Annotated in this window: 20 protein-coding genes, 1 other RNA gene and 1 pseudogene; 18 read left to right on the top strand and 4 right to left on the bottom strand. The window is 61.2% G+C overall.

Annotated features, from left to right (window positions below):
• Window positions 1-22 precede the first annotated feature (22 nt).
• The 3 genes from ssrA to BLV27_RS12015 form a co-directional block, all read right to left on the bottom strand.
• Window positions 23-373, bottom strand: a transfer-messenger RNA (tmRNA) gene (gene ssrA / locus BLV27_RS12000).
• Between the two features lie 536 nt (window positions 374-909).
• Window positions 910-1944, bottom strand: coding sequence for an ABC transporter substrate-binding protein (locus BLV27_RS12010; protein WP_092646282.1), 1035 nt, complete (start codon window positions 1942-1944; stop codon window positions 910-912).
• Window positions 1945-1996: 52 nt separating this feature from the next.
• Window positions 1997-2710, bottom strand: a complete 714-nt coding sequence (locus BLV27_RS12015; RefSeq protein ID WP_092646284.1) for a FadR/GntR family transcriptional regulator — start codon at window positions 2708-2710, stop codon at window positions 1997-1999.
• 89 nt (window positions 2711-2799) lie between these two features.
• Here BLV27_RS12015 and BLV27_RS12020 point away from each other — a divergent pair, with 89 nt between their 5' ends.
• The 11 genes from BLV27_RS12020 (at window position 2800) to BLV27_RS12070 (ending at window position 14827) form a co-directional block, all read left to right on the top strand.
• Window positions 2800-3510 carry a DUF2182 domain-containing protein gene (locus tag BLV27_RS12020; RefSeq protein ID WP_244504640.1) on the top strand — a complete coding sequence of 237 codons (711 nt, stop codon included), beginning with the start codon at window positions 2800-2802 and terminating at the stop codon, window positions 3508-3510.
• A 35-nt stretch (window positions 3511-3545) separates the two neighbouring features.
• On the top strand, window positions 3546-4190 hold the full coding sequence (locus tag BLV27_RS12025) for a DUF1326 domain-containing protein (protein WP_092646335.1): 645 nt from the start codon (window positions 3546-3548) through the stop codon (window positions 4188-4190).
• A 6-nt stretch (window positions 4191-4196) separates the two neighbouring features.
• Window positions 4197-5276: a dimethylsulfoniopropionate demethylase gene (locus BLV27_RS12030; RefSeq protein ID WP_092646288.1), complete on the top strand. Its 1080-nt coding sequence runs from the start codon at window positions 4197-4199 to the stop codon at window positions 5274-5276.
• Window positions 5273-6262 carry an acryloyl-CoA reductase gene (acuI, locus tag BLV27_RS12035; protein WP_092646290.1) on the top strand — a complete coding sequence of 330 codons (990 nt, stop codon included), beginning with the start codon at window positions 5273-5275 and terminating at the stop codon, window positions 6260-6262. The genes BLV27_RS12030 and acuI overlap by 4 nt, the downstream gene beginning before the upstream one ends.
• 123 nt (window positions 6263-6385) lie before the next feature.
• Complete coding sequence (locus BLV27_RS12040) at window positions 6386-7771, top strand: cryptochrome/photolyase family protein (protein ID WP_092646293.1); 1386 nt, start codon at window positions 6386-6388, stop codon at window positions 7769-7771.
• A 68-nt stretch (window positions 7772-7839) separates the two neighbouring features.
• The gene (locus tag BLV27_RS12045) at window positions 7840-9051 is read left to right on the top strand and encodes an SAM-dependent methyltransferase (protein WP_092646295.1); all 1212 of its coding nucleotides are present in this window, start codon (window positions 7840-7842) and stop codon (window positions 9049-9051) included.
• Window positions 9051-9512 (top strand): TrgA family protein, encoded by a 462-nt coding sequence (locus BLV27_RS12050; RefSeq protein ID WP_092646297.1) that lies wholly within the window; start codon window positions 9051-9053, stop codon window positions 9510-9512. The genes BLV27_RS12045 and BLV27_RS12050 overlap by 1 nt, the downstream gene beginning before the upstream one ends.
• Window positions 9513-9540: 28 nt before the next feature.
• The gene (locus BLV27_RS12055; RefSeq protein WP_092646299.1) at window positions 9541-10656 is read left to right on the top strand and encodes an NUDIX domain-containing protein; all 1116 of its coding nucleotides are present in this window, start codon (window positions 9541-9543) and stop codon (window positions 10654-10656) included.
• Window positions 10657-10710: 54 nt separating this feature from the next.
• A complete protein-coding gene (locus tag BLV27_RS12060) occupies window positions 10711-11736 on the top strand; it encodes a cysteine synthase A (RefSeq protein WP_092646301.1) in 1026 nt (341 codons plus the stop codon).
• Window positions 11733-14114, top strand: a complete 2382-nt coding sequence (locus BLV27_RS12065; protein WP_092646303.1) for a DUF3772 domain-containing protein — start codon at window positions 11733-11735, stop codon at window positions 14112-14114. Before BLV27_RS12060 ends, BLV27_RS12065 begins: the two co-directional genes overlap by 4 nt.
• Window positions 14111-14827, top strand: coding sequence for an alanyl-tRNA editing protein (locus BLV27_RS12070; protein ID WP_092646305.1), 717 nt, complete (start codon window positions 14111-14113; stop codon window positions 14825-14827). The genes BLV27_RS12065 and BLV27_RS12070 overlap by 4 nt, the downstream gene beginning before the upstream one ends.
• A 166-nt stretch (window positions 14828-14993) precedes the next feature.
• Here the strand turns inward: BLV27_RS12070 and BLV27_RS12075 are convergent, their stop codons facing one another.
• Window positions 14994-15365, bottom strand: a complete 372-nt coding sequence (locus BLV27_RS12075; RefSeq protein ID WP_092646307.1) for a hydroxyisourate hydrolase — start codon at window positions 15363-15365, stop codon at window positions 14994-14996.
• Window positions 15366-15537: 172 nt separating this feature from the next.
• On the opposite strand from BLV27_RS12075, the gene BLV27_RS12080 reads away from it, so the two are divergent.
• From BLV27_RS12080 to BLV27_RS12115, 7 genes and pseudogenes are all read left to right on the top strand, one after another.
• Window positions 15538-16458 (top strand): LysR family transcriptional regulator, encoded by a 921-nt coding sequence (locus BLV27_RS12080; RefSeq protein WP_092646309.1) that lies wholly within the window; start codon window positions 15538-15540, stop codon window positions 16456-16458.
• Between the two features lie 155 nt (window positions 16459-16613).
• The gene (gene uraD / locus BLV27_RS12085) at window positions 16614-17171 is read left to right on the top strand and encodes a 2-oxo-4-hydroxy-4-carboxy-5-ureidoimidazoline decarboxylase (RefSeq protein WP_092646311.1); all 558 of its coding nucleotides are present in this window, start codon (window positions 16614-16616) and stop codon (window positions 17169-17171) included.
• On the top strand, window positions 17161-17655 hold the full coding sequence (locus tag BLV27_RS12090) for a tripartite tricarboxylate transporter TctB family protein (RefSeq protein ID WP_092646313.1): 495 nt from the start codon (window positions 17161-17163) through the stop codon (window positions 17653-17655). Before uraD ends, BLV27_RS12090 begins: the two co-directional genes overlap by 11 nt.
• 2 nt (window positions 17656-17657) lie before the next feature.
• The gene (locus BLV27_RS12095) at window positions 17658-19190 is read left to right on the top strand and encodes a tripartite tricarboxylate transporter permease (RefSeq protein WP_092646315.1); all 1533 of its coding nucleotides are present in this window, start codon (window positions 17658-17660) and stop codon (window positions 19188-19190) included.
• On the top strand, window positions 19187-20161 hold the full coding sequence (locus BLV27_RS12100; protein ID WP_092646317.1) for a Bug family tripartite tricarboxylate transporter substrate binding protein: 975 nt from the start codon (window positions 19187-19189) through the stop codon (window positions 20159-20161). The genes BLV27_RS12095 and BLV27_RS12100 overlap by 4 nt, the downstream gene beginning before the upstream one ends.
• Before the next feature lie 705 nt (window positions 20162-20866).
• Window positions 20867-21562: a transglutaminase-like cysteine peptidase gene (locus BLV27_RS12105; protein ID WP_170831438.1), complete on the top strand. Its 696-nt coding sequence runs from the start codon at window positions 20867-20869 to the stop codon at window positions 21560-21562.
• 1404 nt (window positions 21563-22966) lie between these two features.
• Window positions 22967-23242 (top strand): annotated as a pseudogene (locus tag BLV27_RS12115) (transposase); the annotation flags it as partial.

Consider the following 23242-nt stretch of genomic DNA (forward strand, 5'->3'; position numbering starts at 1 on the left):
AACAATTTTCTTGGAAGAATAAAGTGCAGGCTTCTGTTGCCAGGTGCCTGCGAACCCCGCCTTACACTGCTAGGCGCAAGGACTTAAGTTTCGATCTCGGCGCAGCTTACGCTGCGACGGCGACCGGAGCACTGTTGTTATTGGCAACTGTACATTTTGTACCGATAACGGTGGTAACTCACCGGGCAAAAGCATTACCCCTTTAGACGTCCGTCGATCCTGTTTCGACCCCATGATCCCCCAATAAGGATGTTGGTGGAGTCGCCGGGTACCGCCCCCGGGTCCGAACCGCTTATTACGAGCGCGTTTATTGCCATAGTCCGCCGAAACGAACAGGTAGAACATAAATGGCAGGTAGCCTTGAATCAAGGGGCGACATCAGTCTGATCGCACCTGATCGTGGGGGGGGCGATGTATTTCGGTGCCTTCATCATCACTTCGCCCAAGGTGGAAAGCATCCGGTTCACCTGCGATCGCTCGGCGAAAATGTCTGGCGCGTATCTTGCCACGAGCTATTCTCTACGCATCAGCAAGTCGCCAAGATGCGCCATTGTCTTGCGCCCAAGCCGAAGCTTGGTGCCAAACTCGGGATGATTTAGATCATGTTGTCGGGCGCGAATTTGACTGGCGGATAGCACCCCCCGTGCCGCAAAAATGCGTTCAGATACAGCTCAAGAGAATGGATAGCGCACAGACGTGCCGGACCCTGCATGCCGTGCCCGGAATAATTCTCGGAGTATTTGAAAAGGTGGATCGCACAATTGTAGTAATCGTGCGCCAGATCCAAGATGCCCCACTTTGTTGCGGTCTCACCGGGGTAGGCATTAGCGGAGTATTTCATTGGTCTAAGCCCCTTATCCCCGCCGACCTCTGCCGGCGGGGGCGTTGTACTGTCAAATTAATGGCACCTCAGAACCCGGCCTTGATCCGCTCGAACGTCTCGGCCTGCCGTTGGCGCAGTTGGCCGTCCATCGGCAACTGGGCCAGAACAGGGGCGTCGATCGTACCCAGACCCGCGGCGACCAGCGCCTCTTCGCCTTGGCCCTCCATCGCCGCCAGGTTCGACTGGCCGTAGCCCGCATCCAGCAGAGGCACGGTCGCGCTTTCATCCAGCATGGCGTTCAGGAAGTCATAGGCCAGATCCTCGTCCGAGGTGGTCTCCTTCATGTTGACGTATCCGCAAAGCCAGAGAGAGGAGCCTTCGGTCGCTTCGCGCTGGAAGCCGATGGGGAACCCCTCGTCGACCATGGTAGGCAGGGTTTCGTTCCAGGCCCAACTGACCAGCACCTCGCCCGAGGACAGAAGCTGTGACAGTTCCGCAGGGTCGGTCCAGTAGGTGCGGAGGTTCTGGTGAGCGGCGCGCAGCCATTCATTTGCGGCCTCGAACTGGGCGTCGGTGGCGGCGGACCAGTCGGTTGTGCCGGTTGCCAGATAGGCCAGCGCATAGGCGTCATCGACGTTGTCGGGCAACGACATGCGACCTTGGAATTCAGGGTTCAGGAATACGTCGAGGGTTGCCACGGCCTCGGCCGGAACTTCGTCGGTGTTATAGGCGATCGCTGTCGAGCCATAGTCGACGGGCACGAAATAGACGTTCGCTTCGGTGGAATTGATGTCCTGCCCTGTCAGGTCCTGGCTCAGGTTGTCCCAGTTCTCGATGCGCGACAGATCCCATGGCTCCACGAGGCCGGATTCGATGAACTTGGTGGCCGAGCCCGCGCAAATGTGGGTCACGCCGGGTTCATTGTAACCCGAGGAGAGCTTCTGAAACGCCTCCTCTTCGTCTCCGAAGAAGGCGAAGTCCGGGCTGGTACCATGCTTTTCGACGTAGGTGGCGTGAAAGGCGGGGTCTTCGAAGCCGGAGTAGTCGAAGACGGTCAGGTCCTGCGCTGCGGCGGGCAGGGCGAGGGCGGATGTGGCCAGTAAGCTCAGGCGGAATGTCATTGCGGTCTCCCGTTGGTGTTTTCCGGAACCTGCGGTTTGTCGCGGGAAATGTCTAGCGGGCGTTGCGCCGCGATTGGCCAGCCTTGAACAGGGCGAGCATGAGTGCCTCCAATTCGGACAGTATCTGACGGATTTCGCCTGCATCGCGCGCCTTGAGGGCATTTGCGACACGACGGTACAGCGTGAGGATCGTTTCGCGGTCCCGCTCGGCATAGGTTAGCATGTTCATCAGCGGCTGCATGGCCTCCACGGCCCCGGCCAGCTGGTAAGACAGGACGGGGTTGCGCGCCGCATCGACAAGCGTGCGATGAAAGGCGACATCGGCGGCGCAGAACTCCTCGTCGGTGATCGGCTCGGATAGGCGGCGGATCGCGGCCTTGAGTGTCTTGAGGTCCGTTGCTTCGTGATTGGCCACGGCTAGATTGGCGCAGGCCCGTTCCAGTGCGAAGCGCGCCTCTGCCGCGGTCTGGAAGTCGACGGCATTCATCGACAGCAAAAGGGTGGACGTCGCGACATGGGCGTCCAGCGCTGCCGCATAGGTCAGATCGTTCACGAACGCGCCGCCTGCGGCCCCCCGCGCCGTCCGGATCAGGTTGCGCGCGGCCAGACGTTTCAACGCCTCGCGGACTGTCGCGCGGGAGCAGTCGAATTGCTCGGCCAGGTCGGTTTCGGACGGCAGCCTGTCCCCTGCCATCAGGTCGCCCGCTGCGATGCGCGCGGCGATCCTGTCGGAGATGGAGGTAGATAGAGGTTGACGTTGCGCCATTGGGCGAATTCCAATTGTCTGACATTTGATTGTCTGACATTTATGTCGGAGGAATCACAACCGATCAAGCGGCAGGGGAGGGCTGACTTGTGAAGAATCTCTCTCGCATGGGTGGGCCGCACTGGCTGGCGCTTTATATTGGGCTGATCGCGTGCTGGGTGGCGGTTTTTGCGATGTCGACCGACGCGGGTGTAGCAACGGCGCTGCGCGATATTTGCCGACTGCCGGTCGATGCACTTGGAGTGGGTGGTGCGCTGGCGATGTGGCTGATCATGTCGGCGGCGATGATGCTGCCCACTGCGATCCCGGCCTTCGCGACCCACGACCAGATCGCCGACAGTCAAGGCACGGGCGGGGGCGCGCGGCTGGTGTCGGGATACGTGACCGTCTGGATCGGCTTTTCCGTCGTTGCGGCGCTGGTTCAACTGTCGGTCGCGGACTTGGGCCAGATCGATGGGCCGTGGTTCGCCGCCGCGCTGCTTATCCTTGCGGGCGCGTACCAGTTCAGCGCGCTGAAGGACGCCTGCCTGTCGAAGTGCCGCCAGCCGCTCACCTTTTTCATGGGTCACTGGGCCGAGGGGCCCTGGCGCATGGGCCTTCGCCTTGGTGCGGTGTGCCTGGGCTGCTGCTGGGCGTTGATGGCGCTTGGGCTGATCGGCGGCACGATGAGCTTGGGCTTCATGGCGCTGGCCACGATACTTATGACACTTGAGAAACTCTCGCGGGGGGCGCTGGTGCCCAACGCGATCGGCCTCGGCTGCCTTGTGGGCGCGGGCTATTTGATTGGAGGAACGATATGAACCAGAAAATTGCCGCGCCGGTCGTGTCCAATCGAATGTCGCCCGCCCTATCGGGGCCGAAGACGCCCTGGGCGATCAAGGGTGAGTTGATCCTTAATTGCAACTGCACGGTGTTCTGTCCCTGCGTCGTCTCCTTGGGCAAGCACGCTCCCACCGAAGGCTATTGCCAGGCGTGGTCGGGCATCCGCATCGACACCGGGCACTATGGCGACACCGACCTGTCGGGCCTGAACGTAGGCCTTCTGCTGGAAATTCCGGGGTTGATGGCGCGCGGCAACTGGAAGGCTGCGGCCTTCATTGATGACCGCGCCAGCCAAGAAGCCTTCCTGGGCCTGATCGAGATATTCTCGGGCCGGGCCAAGGGAACGACGGGCCTGTTCAAACTGCTGGTGAGCGAGTTCCTGGGAGCCGAGCGCGCAAAGATCACCTATGAGAACGAGGGAAAGACCCGCCGCTTGATGGTTGGCAAGAAGATCCAGGGTGAAGTCGTCCCGGTTCAGGGCAAGGATCCTGAAAAGGATATCGTCGCGACCAATACCGAATACTGGATGGGCAGCGATATAACCGTGGCCACCGCCACCAAGGGTCGCGTCCGCGCCTTCGGTCGCGTCTGGGATTTCGACGGCCGCAGCGCCGAGATCTGCCAGATCGACTGGGCCGGCCCAGACGTTCCCCGGTAGACTCCGGTGAAGCTCCTGGCTCCATCCAATCGGTTGCGGCGGACTTGGTGGTCCGACGCGGTCGAAGCGGCGGGCGTGTCCGCCTATACGGTCTATAACAAGACGCTGCTGCCGGTGGTTTTCGACAGTATTTCCGAGGACTGCCGTCATCTCAAGACCGCCGTGCAGATCTGGGATGTCGCCTGTGAGCGGCAGATCCGGATCGAGGGCCCCGACGCTGACGCCTTGATGCAGCGGCTGACGCCGCGCGACCTGGAGCGGGTGAAGCCGGGCAAATGCGCCTATGTCCCGATTTGCGACGTGAACGGCGGCATGTTGAACGACCCGGTCGCGTTGCAGCCGCGTCCGGGCGTGTGGTGGATATCGCTGGCCGACAGTGACCTTGCCCTTTGGGTCGAGGGGGTTGCGATGGGGGGCGGATACGACGTCTCCGTCTCCGAGCCGGATGTTCAGATATTGGGCCTTCAAGGGCCGCTGGCGACCGAACTGGCGGCGGAGGTCTTTGGGGAGGAGACTCGGGAGATTCCGTTCTTCGGATTCCTGTGGCTGCCGTTCGGGGATGGTGAGGTTCTGGTCGCACGCTCTGGCTACTCCAAGCAGGGCGGGTTCGAGATATATGTGCCCGACGCGGGGCTTGCGATGCCGCTGTGGGACCGGCTTTGGGCGGCGGGCGAACAACATGACATCCGCGCGGGCTGTCCCAATGCGATCGAGCGGATCGAGGGCGGAATGCTGTCCTACGGCAACGACATGAACCGCGCCGACACGCCATTCGAGGCGGGTCTGGGTCGTTACGTGCAACGGTACGACTGCATCGGTGGCGCGGCCTTGCGCGCGCATACCCAGGTGCGTCAGATTGTTGCTATCGAGCTCTCAGAGGCTCCGCCGGTCTGCGATCGGGAGTGGGCGCTGATGGACGGCGATGTTCAGGCGGGGCGCGTGCGATCCGCCGCCTGGTCGGACGAATTCCAGTGCGGTGTGGCCGTCGGGATGGTCGGCATGGACTGGGGGCCCGGCGATCGGCTGACCTGTGTGACGCAGGACAGCGAGATCACGGCCGAAATAAGAGAAAGGTTCTGGAGATGAGCGATACTTTCAAGGCGCTGGTCGTCAACAAGGAAGATGATGGCACGCAAGCGGCGGTCACAGACCTGACGCTGGCCGATCTGCCCGAGGCCGAGGTGACGGTCGCGGTCGAGTACTCGACCGTGAACTACAAGGACGGGCTGTGCATCGGGCCGGGTGGCGGGTTGGTGCGCAAGTATCCCCATATTCCGGGAATCGATTTCGCGGGTACGGTCGAAACATCCATCGATGACCGCTACAAGCCCGGCGACAAGGTCGTTTTGACCGGCTGGCGCGTGGGCGAGGCGCATTGGGGCGGCTATTCCCAGAAGGCGCGCGTCAGGGCCGACTGGCTGGTGCCATTGCCCGCAGGGCTGACCACACGACAGGCGATGGCGGTGGGCACCGCCGGTTTCACCGCGATGCTGGCCGTGCAGGCCCTGATTGATCACGGGATCAAGGCCGGACCGGTGCTCGTAACCGGGGCGGCAGGCGGTGTCGGGTCGGTTGCGGTTGCCTTGCTGTCGGCGATGGGCCACCAGGTGGCTGCGGTCACGGGGCGACCGGAACAGGCCGACTATCTCAAGTCCCTGGGCGCGACACAAATCGTCGCCCGAGAGGAACTGAACGAGACCGTCAAGCGTCCCCTGGAGGGCGAGACCTGGGGCGGGTGCGTCGATGCAGTGGGCGGCGCGATGCTGGCGCGTGTTCTGGGCCAAATGGAGTATGGCGCGAGTGTCGCGGCGGTTGGACTGGCCGGGGGGGCCAACTTGCCCGCGACGGTCATTCCGTTCCTTCTGCGCGGTGTGAACCTGCTTGGCATCGACAGCGTGATGCAGCCCTATGACAACCGGGTGCGCGCTTGGGCCAAGCTGGCCGAGGTTCTGCCGATGGACAAGCTGGAAGCGATGATCGTTCCCGCGACCTTGGCCGATCTGCCGAAGCTGGGGGCCGACATCCTGAATGGGCAGGTGCGCGGTCGCGTCGTGGTTGACGTGAACGCCTGATCTCGACCGGTCGGGGCTCTGCCCCGGACCCCGGGATATTTATGGAAAGAGGAAGGCGGCCCCGACCCCCGGTTTTGTCTGGGGCGGGGCCGTCCTATCTCAACATCCGAGAGGGAGGACGCGATGAAGCCGATCATTCTGTGGCTGCGGCGCGATCTGCGCCTGACTGACAACCCCGCGCTGGACTGGGCGGCGCAAACGGGGCGTCCCGTCATCCCGGTTTTCATTCTGGACGAGGTGGTCGAGACATGGGGCGCGGCCCCGGCGTGGCGTCTGGGCCTTGGGCTGGAGAGCTTTGGCGAGGCTCTTGAGGGCATTGGCGCGCGGTTGATCCTGCGGCGGGGCAAGGCACTGGAAGTGCTTCAATCTCTCGTGGATGAGACGGGGGCAGATACGGTCATCTGGAACCGTCTGTATGTCGCGGACGAGCGGGCGCGCGATACGCATGTAAAGGAAGAGCTGCGCGATCGCGGGGTCGTGGCGCGATCCTTCCACGCGCATGTCCTGTTCGAGCCTTGGACGGTCGAGACGGGGACCGGCGGTTTCTACAAGGTGTACACGCCTTTCTGGAAGAACGTGCGCGACCGCGATGTCGCTGCCCCCCTGACCGCGCCCTCGACGCTTTCGGCCCCGACGGACTGGCCCGGAACGGACGAGTTGGCCGACTGGGCCCTGGCCCGCGCAATGCGGCGCGGCGCAGACGTGGTGGCGCGGCATGTGCACGTCGGTGAACAGGCCGCACAGGCCCGGTTGGGGGCCTTCATCGCGCACCGCATCGACGCCTATGCCGAGGCCCGCGACCAGTTGGCCGTCGACGGAACAAGCGGCCTCAGCGAAAATCTTACCTATGGCGAGATCAGCGCGCGGACCTGCTGGCACGCCGGGCAACGGGCGATGCAGGATGGCAAGCAGGGGGCCGAAACGTTCCTGAAGGAAATCGTCTGGCGGGACTTTGCCCATCACCTTGCCTACCACACGCCCGAACTGATGACGGAAAACTGGAAATCCGATTGGGATGGCTTCCCCTGGCGCGGTGACAATGCCGATGCGGAGGCCTGGCGGCGCGGCTGTACCGGCCTTGATGTCGTGGATGCGGCCATGCGCGAGGTCTATGTTACCGGTCGGATGCATAATCGTGCGCGCATGCTGGCGGGCAGCTATCTGACCAAGCACCTGATGACCGACTGGAAGGTCGGCCGCGACTGGTTCGCGGACATCCTGGTCGATTGGGACCCGGCGTCGAACGCGATGGGATGGCAGTGGGTTGCGGGGTCCGGCCCCGACGCGAGCCCATTCTTTCGCATCTTCAACCCCGAGACGCAGGCCGAGAAATTCGACAAGGCGGGCCATTACCGCCGACGTTGGCTGGAGTCGGATGAATTCTACGAAGCCATCCCCGAAAGCTGGGAGTTGAGCCGCGCGTCGGGACGCCCCCTGCAGCCCATTGTCGGTCTTTCGGAGGGGCGGACCCGTGCGTTGGACGCCTACAAGCAACGCGACACAGGGTAATCCGCCTCTAGGGTCTTGCTTTGAAGACATTTCAAGCGATGTTATCATTGGTAAATTTTGGGGGACCAATGGACGCTTTGACGACGACCGACGGGCAAAAGGATCTGCCGCGCTATTTCCGGCGATGCTTTGCGATGGCGGAGAAGACCCGCTCGGGTCGGATTGACATCGTGTTGCGCGACGGGCGCCGCTTCCGTCATCAAGGGACCGAGCCGGGGCCCGTGGCCGAGATCATATGTACCAACGAAGAAGTTTTCACCCGGCTGGTCCGGGAAGGGGACATCGGTTTCATGGAGTCCTATATGGACGGGGCGTGGACGACGCCCGACCTTCAGGCCGTTTTCGATTTCATCAACAAGGAAGGGGACATGTTGATCCAGCAGTTTCCCGGCCTGAAATGGGTGCAGGCCTACGAGAGGCTGCGCTTCTGGCTGCAACGCAACACGAAAGAGCAGGCCAAGAAGAACATCGAGGCACATTACGACCTGGGCAACGATTTCTATGCCCTGTGGCTGGACCGCACGATGACGTATTCGGCGGGCGTGTTCGAAACCGGTCAAGAAGACCTGGAGGCCGCGCAGACCGCCAAGTACAAGTCCATCATCGACCGGATGGGCGTGACCCCCGGCGATCATGTGCTTGAAATCGGCTGCGGTTGGGGCGGGTTCGCGGAATACGCGGCCGCCGAACGCGGTCTGCGGGTAACATGTTTGACACTCAGCCGGGAGCAGTTGAAGTACGCCGAGAAAAGAATTGAAAAGGCTGGGCTTTCCGAAATGGTAGAGTTCAGATTGCAGGATTACCGCGACGAGACCGGTATCTATGACGGCATCGCCTCAATCGAGATGTTCGAGGCGGTTGGCCAGAAGTTCTGGCCAACATATTTCGACACTTTGCGCGACCGCCTGCGGCCCGGTCGGCAGGCGTCGCTGCAGATCATCACCGTGCCGAACGAACGCTGGGCGACCTATTCCAACCAGGTGGATTTCATTCAGAAGTACATCTTTCCGGGCGGCATGTTACCGGCACCGATGAAACTCGATGAACAACTGGCCCGTGCGGGGCTGGAACACGCTGGATCGATCACGCTGGCCAAGGATTATTCGATCACGCTGCGGCGCTGGTTCAATACGTTCAACGATCGCTGGAGCGAAGTTTCGACCCTTGGGTTCGATGATCGGTTCCGCAAGATGTGGAACCTGTATCTGACGGGCTGTGCGGGTGCGTTCGAATATGGCATGTGTGATGTGATTCAAATGACGGTCCGGAAACCCGCCTGATGCCTACACCCGCGAAACTCGTTGCCGGCATCTTGTTTGCGGCCCTTTGTTGGTTCGTGGCCGAGGCGATCGTCCGATACACTCTGGAGGAGGGCGTCCGCGTCGGGCTGTTCCGCGAATTGTTGGCCGCGGGTGGGTTGGTCGTCGGGTGGCGGACGATCGGCAAAACGGCGACCGGCCCGGTCGGGCGTGGCAACAGCATCCCCAATGTGATCACCAGCGGGATTGCCGCAGCGTTCATCCTGCTTGTCATGGCGCTCCTTCTGCATTCCTTCGGCGTAATGATCGCCGAATCTCTAGGCGGGAAATACACCGCCATCGGAACCGCGGCTTCAGCGTGGATGCGTTTCTTTGTCGAGGATGCGCAGCTGATCTGGAATCCGATCGTACTGGGGTTGCTGTTTGGCGGCGGGGCGGCAATCGGCCTTGTTGCGGGCATGGTCGGGCGGCGCATCAACTGATCGATCTCCGATTTCCCGAGGAGCTGAAATGAGCCGATACTTCCTGTTTGGGACTTTGTTGTGGGACGCGCTCCTTGCCGACGTGGCGGGAGAGGACGTGGGTGTTTCGCGTGCTGTCCTTCCGGGTTGGTCGGTGGAGCGCGCGGCGGCGGGTGATTGGCCTGTTCTGGTGCCCGGCGGTACCGCAAAAGGGTATCTGACGGCACCGCTCAGCCCGAAGGCCAAGGCCCGGCTGGATTGGTACGAAGTGGCCTTCGGCTATGCGCCCGAGGCTGTGACCGTTGACGGGCCCGAGGGGCCGGTCGCCGCGCTGGTCTACCGCGAAGCAGGCGGATCGGGCGGATCGGGCGAGGATTGGTCGCTGACCGACTGGGTCGCAAAACACGGTGCGCGGACGCGGATCGCAGCCGCTGAGGTCTTGCGCGGGTTGGGCAAGGTTACACCGCAGGAGATCGCGGCCCGGCGCGGCTTCATCCAATCGCGCGCGCAGGGGATTGCCACGGCGTTGGACACGCACCGACCCACAACGCTGGGCTGTACGACCCGGGCCGATGCAGTGGACGTCAAGCGCGTCGACTACGTCTACGAGGGCTTTCATCGGGTCGAGGAGTGGTTCATCGACCATCCGCGCTTTGACGGGGGCCAGTCCGGTACGGTCAAGCGCGCGATCAGCCATGTGTCGGACGCATCGACCGTGCTGCCCTACGATCCGCGCCGTGACCGCGTGCTGCTAGTCGAACAGATCCGCGTGGGTGCGCTGGCCAAGGGAGACCCTTTGCCTTGGATGCTGGAACCTGTCGCTGGTTTGATCGACGCGGGCGAGACGCCGGAAAGCGCCGCGATTCGCGAAACATGGGAAGAGGCGGGTCTGAAGGTCGCCCCGAAAGACCTTCATTTCGTTGGGCGTTATTACCCAAGTCCCGGCGGGTTGGCGCAAATTTTGCATTCCTTCGTTGCGATTTGCGATTTGCCTGACGGGGCGGACGGACTGCACGGCGTGCTGACCGAAGACGAGGATATCCGTGCGCATCTGCTGTCCCTTGATGATCTGCTGGCGATGGTCCCCTCGGGCGAGGCGGCGAATGCGCCGCTGATCGTGTCCGCGCAATGGCTGGCGCTGCATCGGGACCGGTTGCGCGGTTGAAGCCCGCGCGCGCGGCGTTTAGGTCAGGACGAGACATGCGCCCGGAGGCCCAGGATGACCTATCAGAACCTTGCCGAAGCTATTGGAGACACGCCGCTGATCCGCCTGAACCGCGTCAGCGACGCCACGGGTTGCGAGATATTGGGCAAGGCGGAATTCATGAACCCGGGGCAATCGGTCAAGGACCGTGCCGCGCTTTATATCATTCGGGCGGCGATTGCGTCGGGCGCGCTCAGCCCCGGTGGAACCATCGTCGAGGGCACAGCGGGCAACACCGGTATCGGCCTGTCGTTGGTTGGAGCGTCGATGGGCTTCAAATGCGTTATCGTCATTCCCGACAGCCAGAGCCAGGAGAAGAAGGACATGCTGCGCCTTGCGGGCGCGACCTTGGTGGAAGTGCCACCGAAACCCTACAAGGATCAGAACAACTACATCCACTATGCCCGCCGCCTGGCCGAGGAGCTGGCGCAGACCGAACCCAATGGTGCGATTTTTGCCAACCAGTTCGACAACACCGCGAACCGTCAGGCCCACCTTGAGACGACAGGCCCCGAGGTATGGGACCAGACCAACGGCATGGTCGATGGCTTCATCTGCGCTGCCGGGTCTGGCGGCACGGTCGCGGGTGTTGGAATGGCGTTGCAGCCAAGAGGCGTGAAGGTCGGGCTGGCCGATCCGATGGGGGCCGCGCTCTACAATTTCTACGAACACGGAGAGCTGAAGTCCGAGGGCAGCAGCATCTCCGAAGGGATCGGGCAGGGGCGGATTACCGCCAATCTGGAAGGGTTCACACCCGATTTCGTCTGCCAGGTTCCGGACGAGGAGGCCCTGCCGATCGTTTTTGACCTGCTTGAATTCGAGGGGCTTTGCATGGGCGGCTCGACCGGCGTGAACATCGGCGGCGCGATCAAGATGGCCGAGCACATGGGGCCGGGGCATACGATTGTTACAATCCTGTGCGACTACGGCTCGCGCTACCAGTCCAAGCTCTGGAACCCGGCGTTCCTGAAGGACAAGGGACTCCCGGTGCCGCATTGGCTGGACGAGCCGTCGCGCGAGGTGCCGACAGTCTTCGTATGATCCGGTTTCTCGCCTCCCTTCTGGTTTGCGTACTCTGCGCGCTGCCCGCGGCGGCGCAGGGGCCGGACGCCGCGCCGGACGACCGGATCGTATTTCGCCAAGACGGCACGCTGGAAATTTCCGACGACTGGGGCAAACTTTCGTCGCGGGCTGAGGACGCGATCGCATCGGGCCAAGCCTCGATCGGGGCCTTGGAGCAACTGCTTGCGGAGCTTGTCAGCTGGCGCAACGTGTTCGACGAGGCATCGGACATTGACAGCGCACGCATCGCGACGTTGCGCGCACAGATCGAAGCCCTTGGCCCGGTCCCTGCCGAGGGCGCGACCGAGCCGGCGGACATTGCAGCCCGACGAGACCAACTCAACGACCGGCTAGAGACACTGATGGCCCCGGGCCGCGTTGCACAGGCCGCCTTTACCGAGGCAGAGGGCCTGATCTCTGCGGTTGACCGGCTGATCCAGGCAGACCGGGCTCGGGAGGTGCTGCGCAAGGGGCCGATTCCGCTCAATCCAGCCAACTGGCCGGTTGCCTTTGGTGCGATCGGGGGCTGGATCGGCGGGTTTGCCGTGGACCTTTATGCTCCGTTCTCCACTCCAACGGATCGTGCCGTCTGGCAGGCGCGCGGTTTGGAGCTTGGCGCTTTGGCGTTCGCCGCTATCTTGCTGCTCTGGAGATCGGGAGTCTGGTTGGCCCGGCTGCGTGATCGCATCGCCCGTGACGAAGCGGAAAGCGCCGTGGTGCGCGTTACGCTTCTTTTGATTTCGCTGGCACGATTGATCCTGCCGCTCCTCGGGCTGGTCGCGTTGACGCGAATGTTGCAGCTTATGGGAGCGTCGGGCGTGCGCATCGAAGCGGCGACGACTCTTTTGCCGCTGATGGGCCTGATTATCCTGCTTGCCCGCTGGCTGGCGCTTCAGGCGCTGCCCAAACGCGAGACGGCGCAGGCTTTTCTCCCCGTGGCCTCGGCCCGGCGCGCAGAGGCGCGATGGCATGCCCTGACGCTGGGCCTCCTGTTGGCGGGTGCCTTTGCGGTGGAGGTCATCACGCCGACGCTGGCAGAACCGGAGGTCAGTCGCGCCATTGCGCATTTTGTCCTGCTGATCATTGCGGGCGTCAATCTTGTCCGGCTGGGGCAGTTGTTCCTCTCGGAAGGCATTGCGTCCAAGGGTGATGAAGGCGACGGGCTCTGGGGGCAGGTGCTGCGCCTGCTGGGGCGCGCGTTGATGGTGGTTGGCGTTTGCTCGCCGCTGATCGCGACCTTCGGATATGTCAATTTGGGCGGCGCGATCATTTGGCCCTCGGTGCTTTCGCTTGCGTTGATCATGTTGATCGGTATCCTGCAGGGCCTTGTTTTCGATATCTATGCTGCGATCACACGCCGTCCTGACGCGGGCGGCGATGCGCTGACCCCGACACTGGTCGGGCTGGCCCTTGCGCTCGGATCCCTTCCGGTTTTGGCGCTGATATGGGGCGTAAGACCGTCAACTCTGGCAGAGTGGTGGACGCGTTTCATGCGCGGTTTCACCATTGGCGGGACCGACATCTCGCCTTCGAACTTTGTGACCTTCGCTCTGGTCTTCATGATCGGACTTCTGGCCGTGCGCCTGCTGAAGGGCGTGTTGCGCACCAACATCCTGCCCAAGACCAAGATGGACAGCGGGGGCACGAACGCGGTGCTGTCGGGCACCGGATACATTGGTATCACCCTTGCCGCGCTGATCGCGATCACGGCGGCGGGCATCGACCTGAGCGGTCTTGCCATCGTCGCCGGTGCCCTGTCGCTTGGCATCGGTTTCGGTCTTCAAACGATCGTGCAGAACTTCGTTTCCGGGATCATCCTGCTGGTGGAGCGCCCGATCAAGCTGGGCGATTGGGTCAACGTGGGCGGTGTCGAGGGTTTCGTGCGCCAGATTTCCGTCCGCTCCACTCGGATCGAGACGTTCGATCGGCAGGATGTCATAGTGCCCAACGCAGACCTGATTTCGGGCGTTGTGACGAACTATACCCTGTCAAATTCCTCCGGCCGGGTCGTCCTGACCGTGGGTGTGGCTTACGGCTCCGATACACGACGGGTTGAGAAGATCCTACAGGAAGTCGCCCAGACGCATCCTATGGTCATCCTGCAGCCGCCACCCTTGGTTACTTTCGACGGGTTCGGGGCGGACAGTCTGAATTTCACCGTGCGCGTCGTCCTGCGCGACATTTTGTTCAAACCCATCGTCACGTCCGAGCTGAACCACGCCATCGCCGAGCGATTCCACGAGGAGGGGCTGGAAATTCCCTTCGCTCAGCGCGATATCTGGCTGCGCAATCCCGAAACCCTGCGCGACGGCCGCCCCGCCGATACGGCACCGACCCCCACGCCCGAGGCCCCATGACAGAACCCTTGTTCCTGACGGACCCGTACCTCAAGACCACGACGGGCCGCGTTATGGCGGTGACGCCCGAAGGCGGTATCGTGCTGGATCGGTCGATCTTCTATGCGAAAGGCGGCGGTCAGCCGGGCGACAGCGGGCGTATCTCTTGGGACGGCGGTTCTTGCGAAATCGCGGGCAGCGTCAAGGGGGAGGGGGCGGAACTGGTTCTTGTCCCGGCCGAAGAAGCGGCGCTGCCGCCTGTGGGTTCCGACGTCGAGATGCGGATCGATTGGGACCGTCGCAACCGCTTCATGCGCATGCACACGGCGCTGCACCTGCTTTCGGTGGTCGTGCCGCTGCCAGTGACCGGTGGGCAGATCGGGGCCGACAAATCCCGGTTGGATTTCGACATGCCCGAAGTCACCCATGATCGGGAGTTCATCCATGCGCGCCTGAGCAGCCTTATCGCTGCAAACCATCCCGTTAGCGAAGAGTGGATCACTGAAGCCGAGCTGGATGCCAATCCGGGTCTGGTCAAGACACTCTCGGTTCAGCCGCCACGCGGAGCTGGGCGCATCAGGCTGGTGCGGATCGGAGCCGACGACGCGCCGATCGATCTGCAGCCCTGCGGCGGCACTCACGTCCGCAATACCGGGGAGATCGGGGCTGTCGTGGTCGGCAAGATCGAGAACAAGGGTAAGTCAAATCGCCGGATTTCGCTAACGTTTGGCTGATCTATCAGGGCCTCTGTCAGCCTCCTCGAATCTCCTAGGGAGACTCCGTCGTTGCACCGGAATTGGGGTAAGTGTTGCCGTCATTTCCATACGATTTGGGACTTTTCAAATTAGCTTAGGCCGCACCGGATGTTGACAGAAACAGCCGGGCACCCCGGTTCTGTGCTTAGGCTCCGCCACGGAACAATGAAAACCCCCATGGCGTGAACTTAAACGGCAAGTGGAAGTGCTCGGTCACCCTGTCTATCCCGAAGCGGCAGACGGCAGTCTCCAGAAATGACGGGTCGGGCAATAACAAGCCGTCGTCACGATAGTAACGGGCGACGTCAAATTCGACTTCGTAGATGCCGCGTGTCACCCCGGCACCGTCGGCAACGGGGTGTTGCAAAGCCCCAGCTGCCCCACAAGTGCCCGCAGCGATTTGAATTCGGTCGCTCTCGATGCGGTAGAGCCTGACAGCCAGGCCGTCAGCGGGAACGCCACGGGAAATGTCGACGGCGTGAATAGAGATCCCGCCAGCGGTGTCGGTCTTTGTCATCTTGGCGCGCCCCCTTGCTGTGGCGTGTCATATTTCGCATGGCTGGCTGTTATTTTACATGCTGATCTTCGACCGCAGGCGTTCCAATTTTTAGAATAGTGTGTTTATAGCCTGTCGAGGTTGGTTTTGTGTCGATCCCCGGTCTGGCACGGTCAAGAAGAGGTCTGCGACAATGGCTCTGCATCTTGTTCCACGGTCCCTTCAGTACTTCGAGCACGTCGCGCAGTTGGGTTCGATCCAGGCGGCCTCGCGGGAACTGGGCATTTCAGCTTCGGCGATTCACAGGCAAATCACGGCGATCGAGGACTCGCTTGGCGAGCAGTTGTTCGACAGGGACGCCAAGGGCATGACCCTTACGTCTACGGGCTATCTGCTGCTGGAGCTTGCGCGCGACTGGCGGCTGGACAGCGCGCGCCTCTGGTCGACCATGCTGACCGAGCGTGGCGTCGAACAGGGGCACATCCGGCTTGCCGCAATGGATGGCATGGTCAACGGCTTTGTCCCCGAACTGGTGGCCGAGATCGCCCGCGTCCTTCCGCGTGTTCAGGTCGACATCAAAATCACCAGCCCGGACAACGCCGTGAAAGAGGTTCTGAACGGTGACGTGGACATCGCCGCAGTCGTGAACGTGGCTCCGGATGACAACCTGTGGTTCCATTGGACCCGCGATTTCCCGCTCGGCTGCATCGCTACCCCGTCGCACGCGGTCGCGCAGCGCCCAAATATTGGCCTGAGCGACCTGATCGAGTATCCCGTCGTGTTTCAGGACTCTTCGCTCGCCATTCGAAAACTGCTTGAGGCGCGTCACAGCTGGATCTTTGACCGCACGAAGAATTCGGTCGTCGTGAACTCGATTCAGCTGATGAAGATGCTTGTCGGTTCGGGCCAGTATCTGGCTGTGACCTCCGAGCTTGATGCGGAACCCGAGATCCGATCCGGTAGGTTGAAGTTCATTCCGATCAGCAACGAGGACGTGTTCAGGCAGAAGTTTTCGGTGATCTCGAATCTGCAAATGCCAGCCACGACGGTTATCAGCCAAGTAGTCGCACTATGCGTGGATATTCTGGAGCGCCGGACCGTCACCGTCGGTTGAATTCTCGGCAGTGCGTCTTCTGTTTGTGCAGTTCTACACTCAGACGGTACCGGTCAGCCTAAATCATTCTAATTTAGAGAATGCAAAAGTACCGTTAATTCTATAGACGATAATGGAGGGCCTTTCTACACTTTGTTCAGTGTCGGAGGATCCTGATGACCAGGCTGGGCGAACTCAATACCATTAACGAAGAACAGGCGGCCGAGTTCCTCGAACCACTGATCGAGCGCGCCCCCAATGTCGCCGCGCGCGTAGCCCGGCACCGGCCTTTCAACGACCTTGATGGCCTGCAGCGAGCCATTCAACGCGAATTGCTGGCACTCGACGAAGCCGAAAGCCTGGACCTGTTCCGTGCGCATTCCGATCTTGCGCCGGACAACCCTCTGTCGATGACGGGTGCGTCACAATCGGAGCAGGGGCGACTTGATCTGACCGATGAGGGAAACACGCATCGCGCCCGACTGGTCGATCTGAACAAACGCTATCGCGAGAGGTTCGGGTTTCCGTTCATCACCGCACTGGTTCGGCATCATGACATCAACAGCGTCCTGGCCGAGTTCGAGGGACGGCTGGCCGAAGATCGAACAACGGAAATCGCAAGGGCCATCGAACAGATCTCGATCGTAAGCTTGGAACGGGTGCGGCTGGCCTTTGGATGCGATGAAATGGTCGACGTGACCCGAAAACCGATGGAGGGCGAGCATGACATCTGACAAACCCAATTCCCCAGTCGATGGCGACGTCCCGGAGCACGGATCCGCACTGGAATGGGGCGGTGAGATCGGGGGGCTCATCCTGGTCGCAGCCAGCATCATCTTCATGATCGGCGGCCTGCAACTGGGGCTTGGTTCGCCCTTCCGTCTGGGCACGGGGGCATTCCCGTTTATCACGGGGTTGATCCTGTTTGTCCTTGCGGTTGCGATTTGTCTTCAGGAATGGCGCGCGGGCGGGCTGGAAGAGGCACCTGACTGGCTAAGCCTCGGGGCCATCGTCGCGTCGCTTGCCGTGTTCGCGTCCACGGCCGACCGCCTTGGGTTGGTGCCGGCCGTATTCCTGACCATTCTGGTCGCAAGCAGCCCCGATCGCAGCTTGTCGCTTATGGGCAAGGTCGTTCTCGGGGCCGCTGTCGCGCTCGCCTGCTGGGGGTTGTTCATCACGCTGTTGAACCTGCCCCTCAAAGCATTTGCCGGGATCTAGAAATGGATATCCTCTCCAGCTTCTACTCCGGCCTTCTGGTCGTGATGGAGCCACAGAACCTGATGTATTGCTTCATCGGAGTTTTTGTCGGCACCTTCGTCGGCGTCCTGCCCGGCATCGGCTCAATGGCGGCGATCGCCATGATCCTGCCCCTGACCTTTTATCTTGAGCCGACAAGCGCGCTGGTCATGATCGCGGGTGTCTATTACGGGGCCGAATACGGCGGGTCCATCGCCTCGATCCTGATGAACATACCCGGCACCCCGGCCGCTTCCATCACAGCGATCGAAGGGCATCCCATGGCCAAGAAAGGCCGTGCCGGTGTCGCCCTGTTTTCGACGGCGGCGGCATCTTTCGGAGGTGGAATGATCGGCATGATCGTGATGGCTGTGCTGTCGCCCTCGCTGGCGCAGCTTGCGCTGTCGTTCGGTCCGGCGGACTATTTCGCGGTGATCCTTCTGGGTCTCATGGCGGCATCAGCGGTCAGTAACGGTGGTGCGTTGAAGGGTATCGCGATGGTCGTGACCGGGCTGATGCTGGGCACGATCGGTATTGATCTGACCACGGGCGACCTGCGCTATACGATGGGCATCCCAGAGTTGCGCGATGGCGTCCATATCGTGATCGTCGCCATGGGTCTGTTTGGCGTCAGCGAGGTGATTGCCTCGATCCGCGCCAACAAGGGTGGTTCGGCCACCCAGACTATTAACTACGACGATTTCTATCCGTCCTGGGCCGAGTGGAAGTCGCTGTTCGCGCCGATCCTTCGCGGCGGCGCGATCGGCTCGTTCTTCGGCGCGCTTCCCGGCACCGGCCAGACCATCGCTGCGGCCATCGCCTATGCGGTGGAGAAACGGGTCAACAAGATGCGAGATCAGTTCGGAACCGGTGTTGTCCCGGGCGTCGCGGTACCCGAAGCGGCGAACAACTCGGCGACACAGACGGCCTTCATCCCCACACTCACGCTGGGTGTACCCGGAAGCCCGCCGATGGCCATCGTGATCGGTGCCCTGATGATCTATGGGATCACACCCGGTCCGCGCCTGCTGACCGAGGAGCCGGACCTGTTTTGGGGTCTGGTTGCCAGCTTTCTGGTGGGCAACCTGATGCTGCTCGTACTGAATATCCCGTTGATCGGGATATGGGTGCGGCTTCTGAAGATCCCGTACAAGTATATGTACCCCACCATCATCGTTCTAATCTGCGTCGGTGTGTACAGCCTGAACAACAATGTCTTCGACGTGTGGCTGACCCTGATCATCGGCGCGATCGGCTATCTGATGAAGCTGTTCCGATTCGAGCCGGCACCGCTTCTTCTGGGCTTTGTGCTGGGGCCCCTGATGGAAGAGCAGTTGCGCCGGGCAATGCTGCTCTCGCGCGGCGACCCGATGGTGTTCCTGGAACGTCCGATCAGCGCCACGCTTCTGGCCGTCACCGCCGCGATCCTCGTCTTCTCGACATATTCGGCGCTGCGAAAGCGTCGTCTTGCAAAGACCGTCAAAACGAAAACCCAACAGGAAGGAACAAACACATGAAACTGATCCGAAGCACAATCCTGGCATCTGGCGTGGCTGCCGGTGCCCTTCTGGCCGCGACCGGGGCATTTGCCGAACCCGGCGCATGGAGCGAGGAGCCTGTTCGCATCGTCGTGACCTTCCCTCCCGGCGGAACCAGCGACCTTGTCGCCCGGCTTCTGGCACAGCATCTGGACACCGATTTCGGTCAAAAGGCCGTCGTGGACAACCGACCCGGTGCCGCCGGCACTGTCGCCGCCGACTACGTCTCACAGCAGGCCCCGGACGGGACAACCCTGATCCTGGCCAACAATGCGCCCTACACGATCGCGCCCACGCGCTTCAAATCCATCCCCTACGACCCGATCGAAGGGGCCACGCATGTCGCCTACATCGGGGCCTCCGCGCCAGGGCTCTTCGTGCAGCCGTCGTCGGGGATCACCACGCTGGAGGAATATACCGCCGTCGTGAAGGAGACGCCGATGACCTATGGGTCCAGCGGCGTCGGATCGATCTCGCATATTCTCGGGGAGGCGGTGGATGCCGCGCTGGAGGTGGAGTCGATCCACGTGCCTTACCAGGGAAGCTCGCCTGCGATCCAGGATTTCCGGGCCGGGGTCCTCGACTCATTCTACGATATGGTCGTCCAGAACAGCGACATGATCGAAGACAAGGAAGCTGTGGCCATCGCAATCGCTTCGCCCGAGCGCAATCCGCAGCTTCCAGATGTGCCGACATTCATGGAACAGGGCTATGACATCGTGATCGAAAACTGGGTGGGCCTGTCGGGTCCGGCCGGAATGGATCCGGCCATGGTCGAGCAGATTAACGAGACAGTGCTGGCTGTTTTCGCCAGCGCTGAGGTTCAGGAGAGGCTGACGGAACTCGGTATCACGCATCGGGGCATGAATTCGCAGGAGTATACGGACTTCGTTGCCAAGCAGATCGAGGTCTGGGCCCCGCTGATAGTCGCGGCGGGTATCGCTGAGTAGGGAACCAAGACAGGGGCTGGCTCCGCCAATATATGCGGGGCCAGTCAGTTGCGGGCATCATAGTTTGCGACCGTTTTTGCCTAAGGGACAGAGCCAATGGTTTCGGGCCGCTGGTGCCGCTTTGCGGATCGTCTGAGATGACCATCATCACTGATGCAGTCCATCTGCCATCCCGGACGTCGGGAAAAATATATTCATAACAGAGATTCGGGTCGTGGTACGGCGTCGCGCATTGAACGATATAAACAACCGTCGAGGGGCTGCCGCTCAGTCAGGTTTTGTCCCGCAAAGTTGCAGCAATTGTGCACTCCTGGTGCGGCAGAGACGGTAAGAGGGCTGGGGGTTAGACAGTTCATTGGAAGACGATGAGGGAACGACTTTCGAATGGGTCTGGTAGGAAATTCGCTACGCTACTTCAAGCCAAGTTGCTCTGACACAATCGGCATAAAAATTGGACGGCTTCATAAGCGTCCGTCCGAAGAGCGGAACTTGCGGAGGTCCGATAAGTTTCAGCAGCGAAATTTTTCCGGCTTGACCACAAATGAGCGGATGAAGGCCGATACGTCAGGTTGGATCCTGTCAGAGTGACTTTCAATGTGAAGCGTCCTAGGCGTTTTCTAGATCAGTGTTTCTTATTTTGCCACAATGTCCCCCAATTTGGGTGTGAGGGTCTTCGAAACTTTGCTGAAACCTAGGACTAGGCTTATGATCTTTTGTATTCACCGCTCGGCTAAGTCGATCCGTGAATTGCTGTCGTCGGGTAAGGACGGGTCAGTCATTGCACGACGCGCAATCAATATCGCGTTGGTTGCTCTGATCGGGTCTGGCGCTACTGCGTCCATTGGCCACGCGGCGAACGAGGGTTTCCTGAACGCGCGATATATCGTGGCCTCTCCTGCCGGTGCGACGGACCTTTGTTGGACCTATGGCTGGTCCTGCCAAAGTTCCCCGAGTCAAACAGCGTTTTCGTCCGCTGAACTAGCTACCGCTCGTCGGATTAATCAAAATGTGAACAGGCGCGTGCGAGAGATCACTGATCAAGTCCAGTACAGCAGGCTGGAGCACTGGGCGCTACCAACTGAGCGCGGGGGTGATTGCGAAGACCTCGCGCTGCTGAAGCAGCGGGACCTCATCCGCGCCGGGATCGCGCCAGAGCGCTTGCTCATAGCCACAGCTCTTGATCGCCGACGCGCAGCTCACGCCGTTCTCATCCTCCGAACCGACAACGAAGATCTCGTGCTGGATAATCTGACCAATTCGATCAAGCCTTGGAGCAGAACTGGCTATTCCTTCCTTCGCATGCAGAACCCAGAAAACAAACAGACTTGGGTCGCAGTCATGGAGGGCGGAATCTTCAGCACGGACCGCGCGGTTGCAGCACTCGGGGGCCGGACCCGATAAAAGGACAAGGAACGCTGGAAGCATTTGGATCGCCGTGTCGAGGCTCGGATAGCTCTCGATCGTCAGCGGTGATCCTTGGCGGGGGGTAGGCCGGCACCGTGTCTTGGCACCGACCGCGCCCCGCCAATCAATGGCGGAAATGCATCCTAGACTTCATCTTGGTTGGCGTTATCGCTAGCCGCAGGGCTTCCGCCCTCTGGCCCATTCCCGCCGCCGTTGTTCCCTCGCGTGCTGCCCGAGTTCCCCGGTGCGCTGCCCGAGTTCCCCGGTGCGCTGCCCGAGTTCCCCGGCGTGCTGCCCGAGTTCCCCGGTGCGCTGCCCGAGTTCCCCGGCGTGCTGCCCGAGCCCCCCGGCGTGCCGCCCGAGCCCCCAGGCGTGCTGCCCGAGCCCCCAGGCGTGCCGCCCGAGCCCCCAGGCGTGCCGCCCGAGCCCCCCGGCGTGCTGCCGCCAGGGGAGTTGCCGGCCACATTTCCATCATCGTCAATGGCACCATTGACCGCAGGCCGGCCAATCGCCGCCGTCGCAATGTCGCCGAGAGCCAACGCGGCTTCCGGACAGACCTCAGCCATCCTGATGAAGAGGTCATCGTAATCGCTGCGTCGCTGGAGCCGCTCGACAAACGGCGGCGTCAACTCTCTTATATCGCAGAGATTCACGGGCTCCGTACCCTGTGCGCCGGCCGAAAAGCCCACTGTCGCAAATCCCAATGCGCTAGCTGACCCGAAAAACAATCTACTCTTTGACATACCAAACTCCAATAACATACCAAATTCCATCACATCGGCTATCTACTTGCCTTGAAAGAGCCCAATCCCCGCTCTGAGAATAACTTAAACAGGTCTAATTTAAGACACATTTCTTAAACGAAGTCTAGAGATTACGGTATTCGTTTCGGAAAGAGGCCCAATTGGGTAGTCTGCCTTCTTTTGGTTCCTTATCGACACTTGGGGGCAGGACACATAGCCACAATATGACCGTTGCGGGGAGTGCGCTGCCGGAATGGAAGACCCTTGGACACCTGTCATGGCGTGTCGCCTCGCATCTTCAGTTTTTCACGTGCCCGAACACGATCTCGATTCGGTTCCGTGCGTTAAGGGACACCCATCATCCTTCGTCGTCAGGCTTGGCTGGATGGCGCTATAGATGAAAGATCGCTGGCGGCCACGCCTGCCAAACGGCATCTCAGGTCAACTCTGGGTAAAGCCAGATCGTCAGCGAGCCACGGCTCTTGTGGGCCTCATCAAAGACCGGCTGGTTTGTTGTCCAATAGCGTGGGGGCCTGCTCATTTCGCGCGGCTACCACGCTCGTTCGCGACATGAATCAGTCAAGAAATTTTTGCAACACTGAATAGCCCCCAGTATTGTAGACGCTTTCTTCCCTAATTTTGAGGCAAGGAGGCCGTTATGGGGAAGCCAAATTTCAGTGAAGATTTTAAGCGTGATGCGGTGCATCAGATTGCAGTGCGGGGGTACGCCGTTCGTGAGGTTTCAGAGCGCTTAGGCGTCAGCACTTACTCGCTCTACAAATGGATGAAGTTGTATGCGAAAGCCGCGTCACAGGCATCATCTGTGGACCACGAGGCTGAGAACCGGAGGCTCAAGCGCGAGCTGGCGCGGATGACTGAGGGGCGCGATATCTTAAAAAAGGCAGCCGCGTACTTCGCCAAGGATGCAAGATGA

The organism is Jannaschia faecimaris (assembly GCF_900107415.1).
GTDB classification, from domain to species: domain Bacteria; phylum Pseudomonadota; class Alphaproteobacteria; order Rhodobacterales; family Rhodobacteraceae; genus Jannaschia; species Jannaschia faecimaris.

Coding starts and splice junctions, on each gene's coding strand:
- BLV27_RS12090 (WP_092646313.1), top strand. CDS start 17,161: ATGACATCTGACAAACCCAATTCCCCAGTCGATGGCGACGTCCCGGAG.
- BLV27_RS12105 (WP_170831438.1), top strand. CDS start 20,867: ATGATCTTTTGTATTCACCGCTCGGCTAAGTCGATCCGTGAATTGCTG.
- BLV27_RS12025 (WP_092646335.1), top strand. CDS start 3,546: ATGTCGCCCGCCCTATCGGGGCCGAAGACGCCCTGGGCGATCAAGGGT.
- BLV27_RS12080 (WP_092646309.1), top strand. CDS start 15,538: ATGGCTCTGCATCTTGTTCCACGGTCCCTTCAGTACTTCGAGCACGTC.
- BLV27_RS12065 (WP_092646303.1), top strand. CDS start 11,733: ATGATCCGGTTTCTCGCCTCCCTTCTGGTTTGCGTACTCTGCGCGCTG.
- BLV27_RS12070 (WP_092646305.1), top strand. CDS start 14,111: ATGACAGAACCCTTGTTCCTGACGGACCCGTACCTCAAGACCACGACG.
- BLV27_RS12045 (WP_092646295.1), top strand. CDS start 7,840: ATGGACGCTTTGACGACGACCGACGGGCAAAAGGATCTGCCGCGCTAT.
- BLV27_RS12055 (WP_092646299.1), top strand. CDS start 9,541: ATGAGCCGATACTTCCTGTTTGGGACTTTGTTGTGGGACGCGCTCCTT.
- BLV27_RS12050 (WP_092646297.1), top strand. CDS start 9,051: ATGCCTACACCCGCGAAACTCGTTGCCGGCATCTTGTTTGCGGCCCTT.
- BLV27_RS12010 (WP_092646282.1), bottom strand. CDS start 1,944: ATGACATTCCGCCTGAGCTTACTGGCCACATCCGCCCTCGCCCTGCCC.
- BLV27_RS12015 (WP_092646284.1), bottom strand. CDS start 2,710: ATGGCGCAACGTCAACCTCTATCTACCTCCATCTCCGACAGGATCGCC.
- BLV27_RS12075 (WP_092646307.1), bottom strand. CDS start 15,365: ATGACAAAGACCGACACCGCTGGCGGGATCTCTATTCACGCCGTCGAC.
- BLV27_RS12060 (WP_092646301.1), top strand. CDS start 10,711: ATGACCTATCAGAACCTTGCCGAAGCTATTGGAGACACGCCGCTGATC.
- uraD (WP_092646311.1), top strand. CDS start 16,614: ATGACCAGGCTGGGCGAACTCAATACCATTAACGAAGAACAGGCGGCC.
- BLV27_RS12040 (WP_092646293.1), top strand. CDS start 6,386: ATGAAGCCGATCATTCTGTGGCTGCGGCGCGATCTGCGCCTGACTGAC.
- acuI (WP_092646290.1), top strand. CDS start 5,273: ATGAGCGATACTTTCAAGGCGCTGGTCGTCAACAAGGAAGATGATGGC.
- BLV27_RS12100 (WP_092646317.1), top strand. CDS start 19,187: ATGAAACTGATCCGAAGCACAATCCTGGCATCTGGCGTGGCTGCCGGT.
- BLV27_RS12095 (WP_092646315.1), top strand. CDS start 17,658: ATGGATATCCTCTCCAGCTTCTACTCCGGCCTTCTGGTCGTGATGGAG.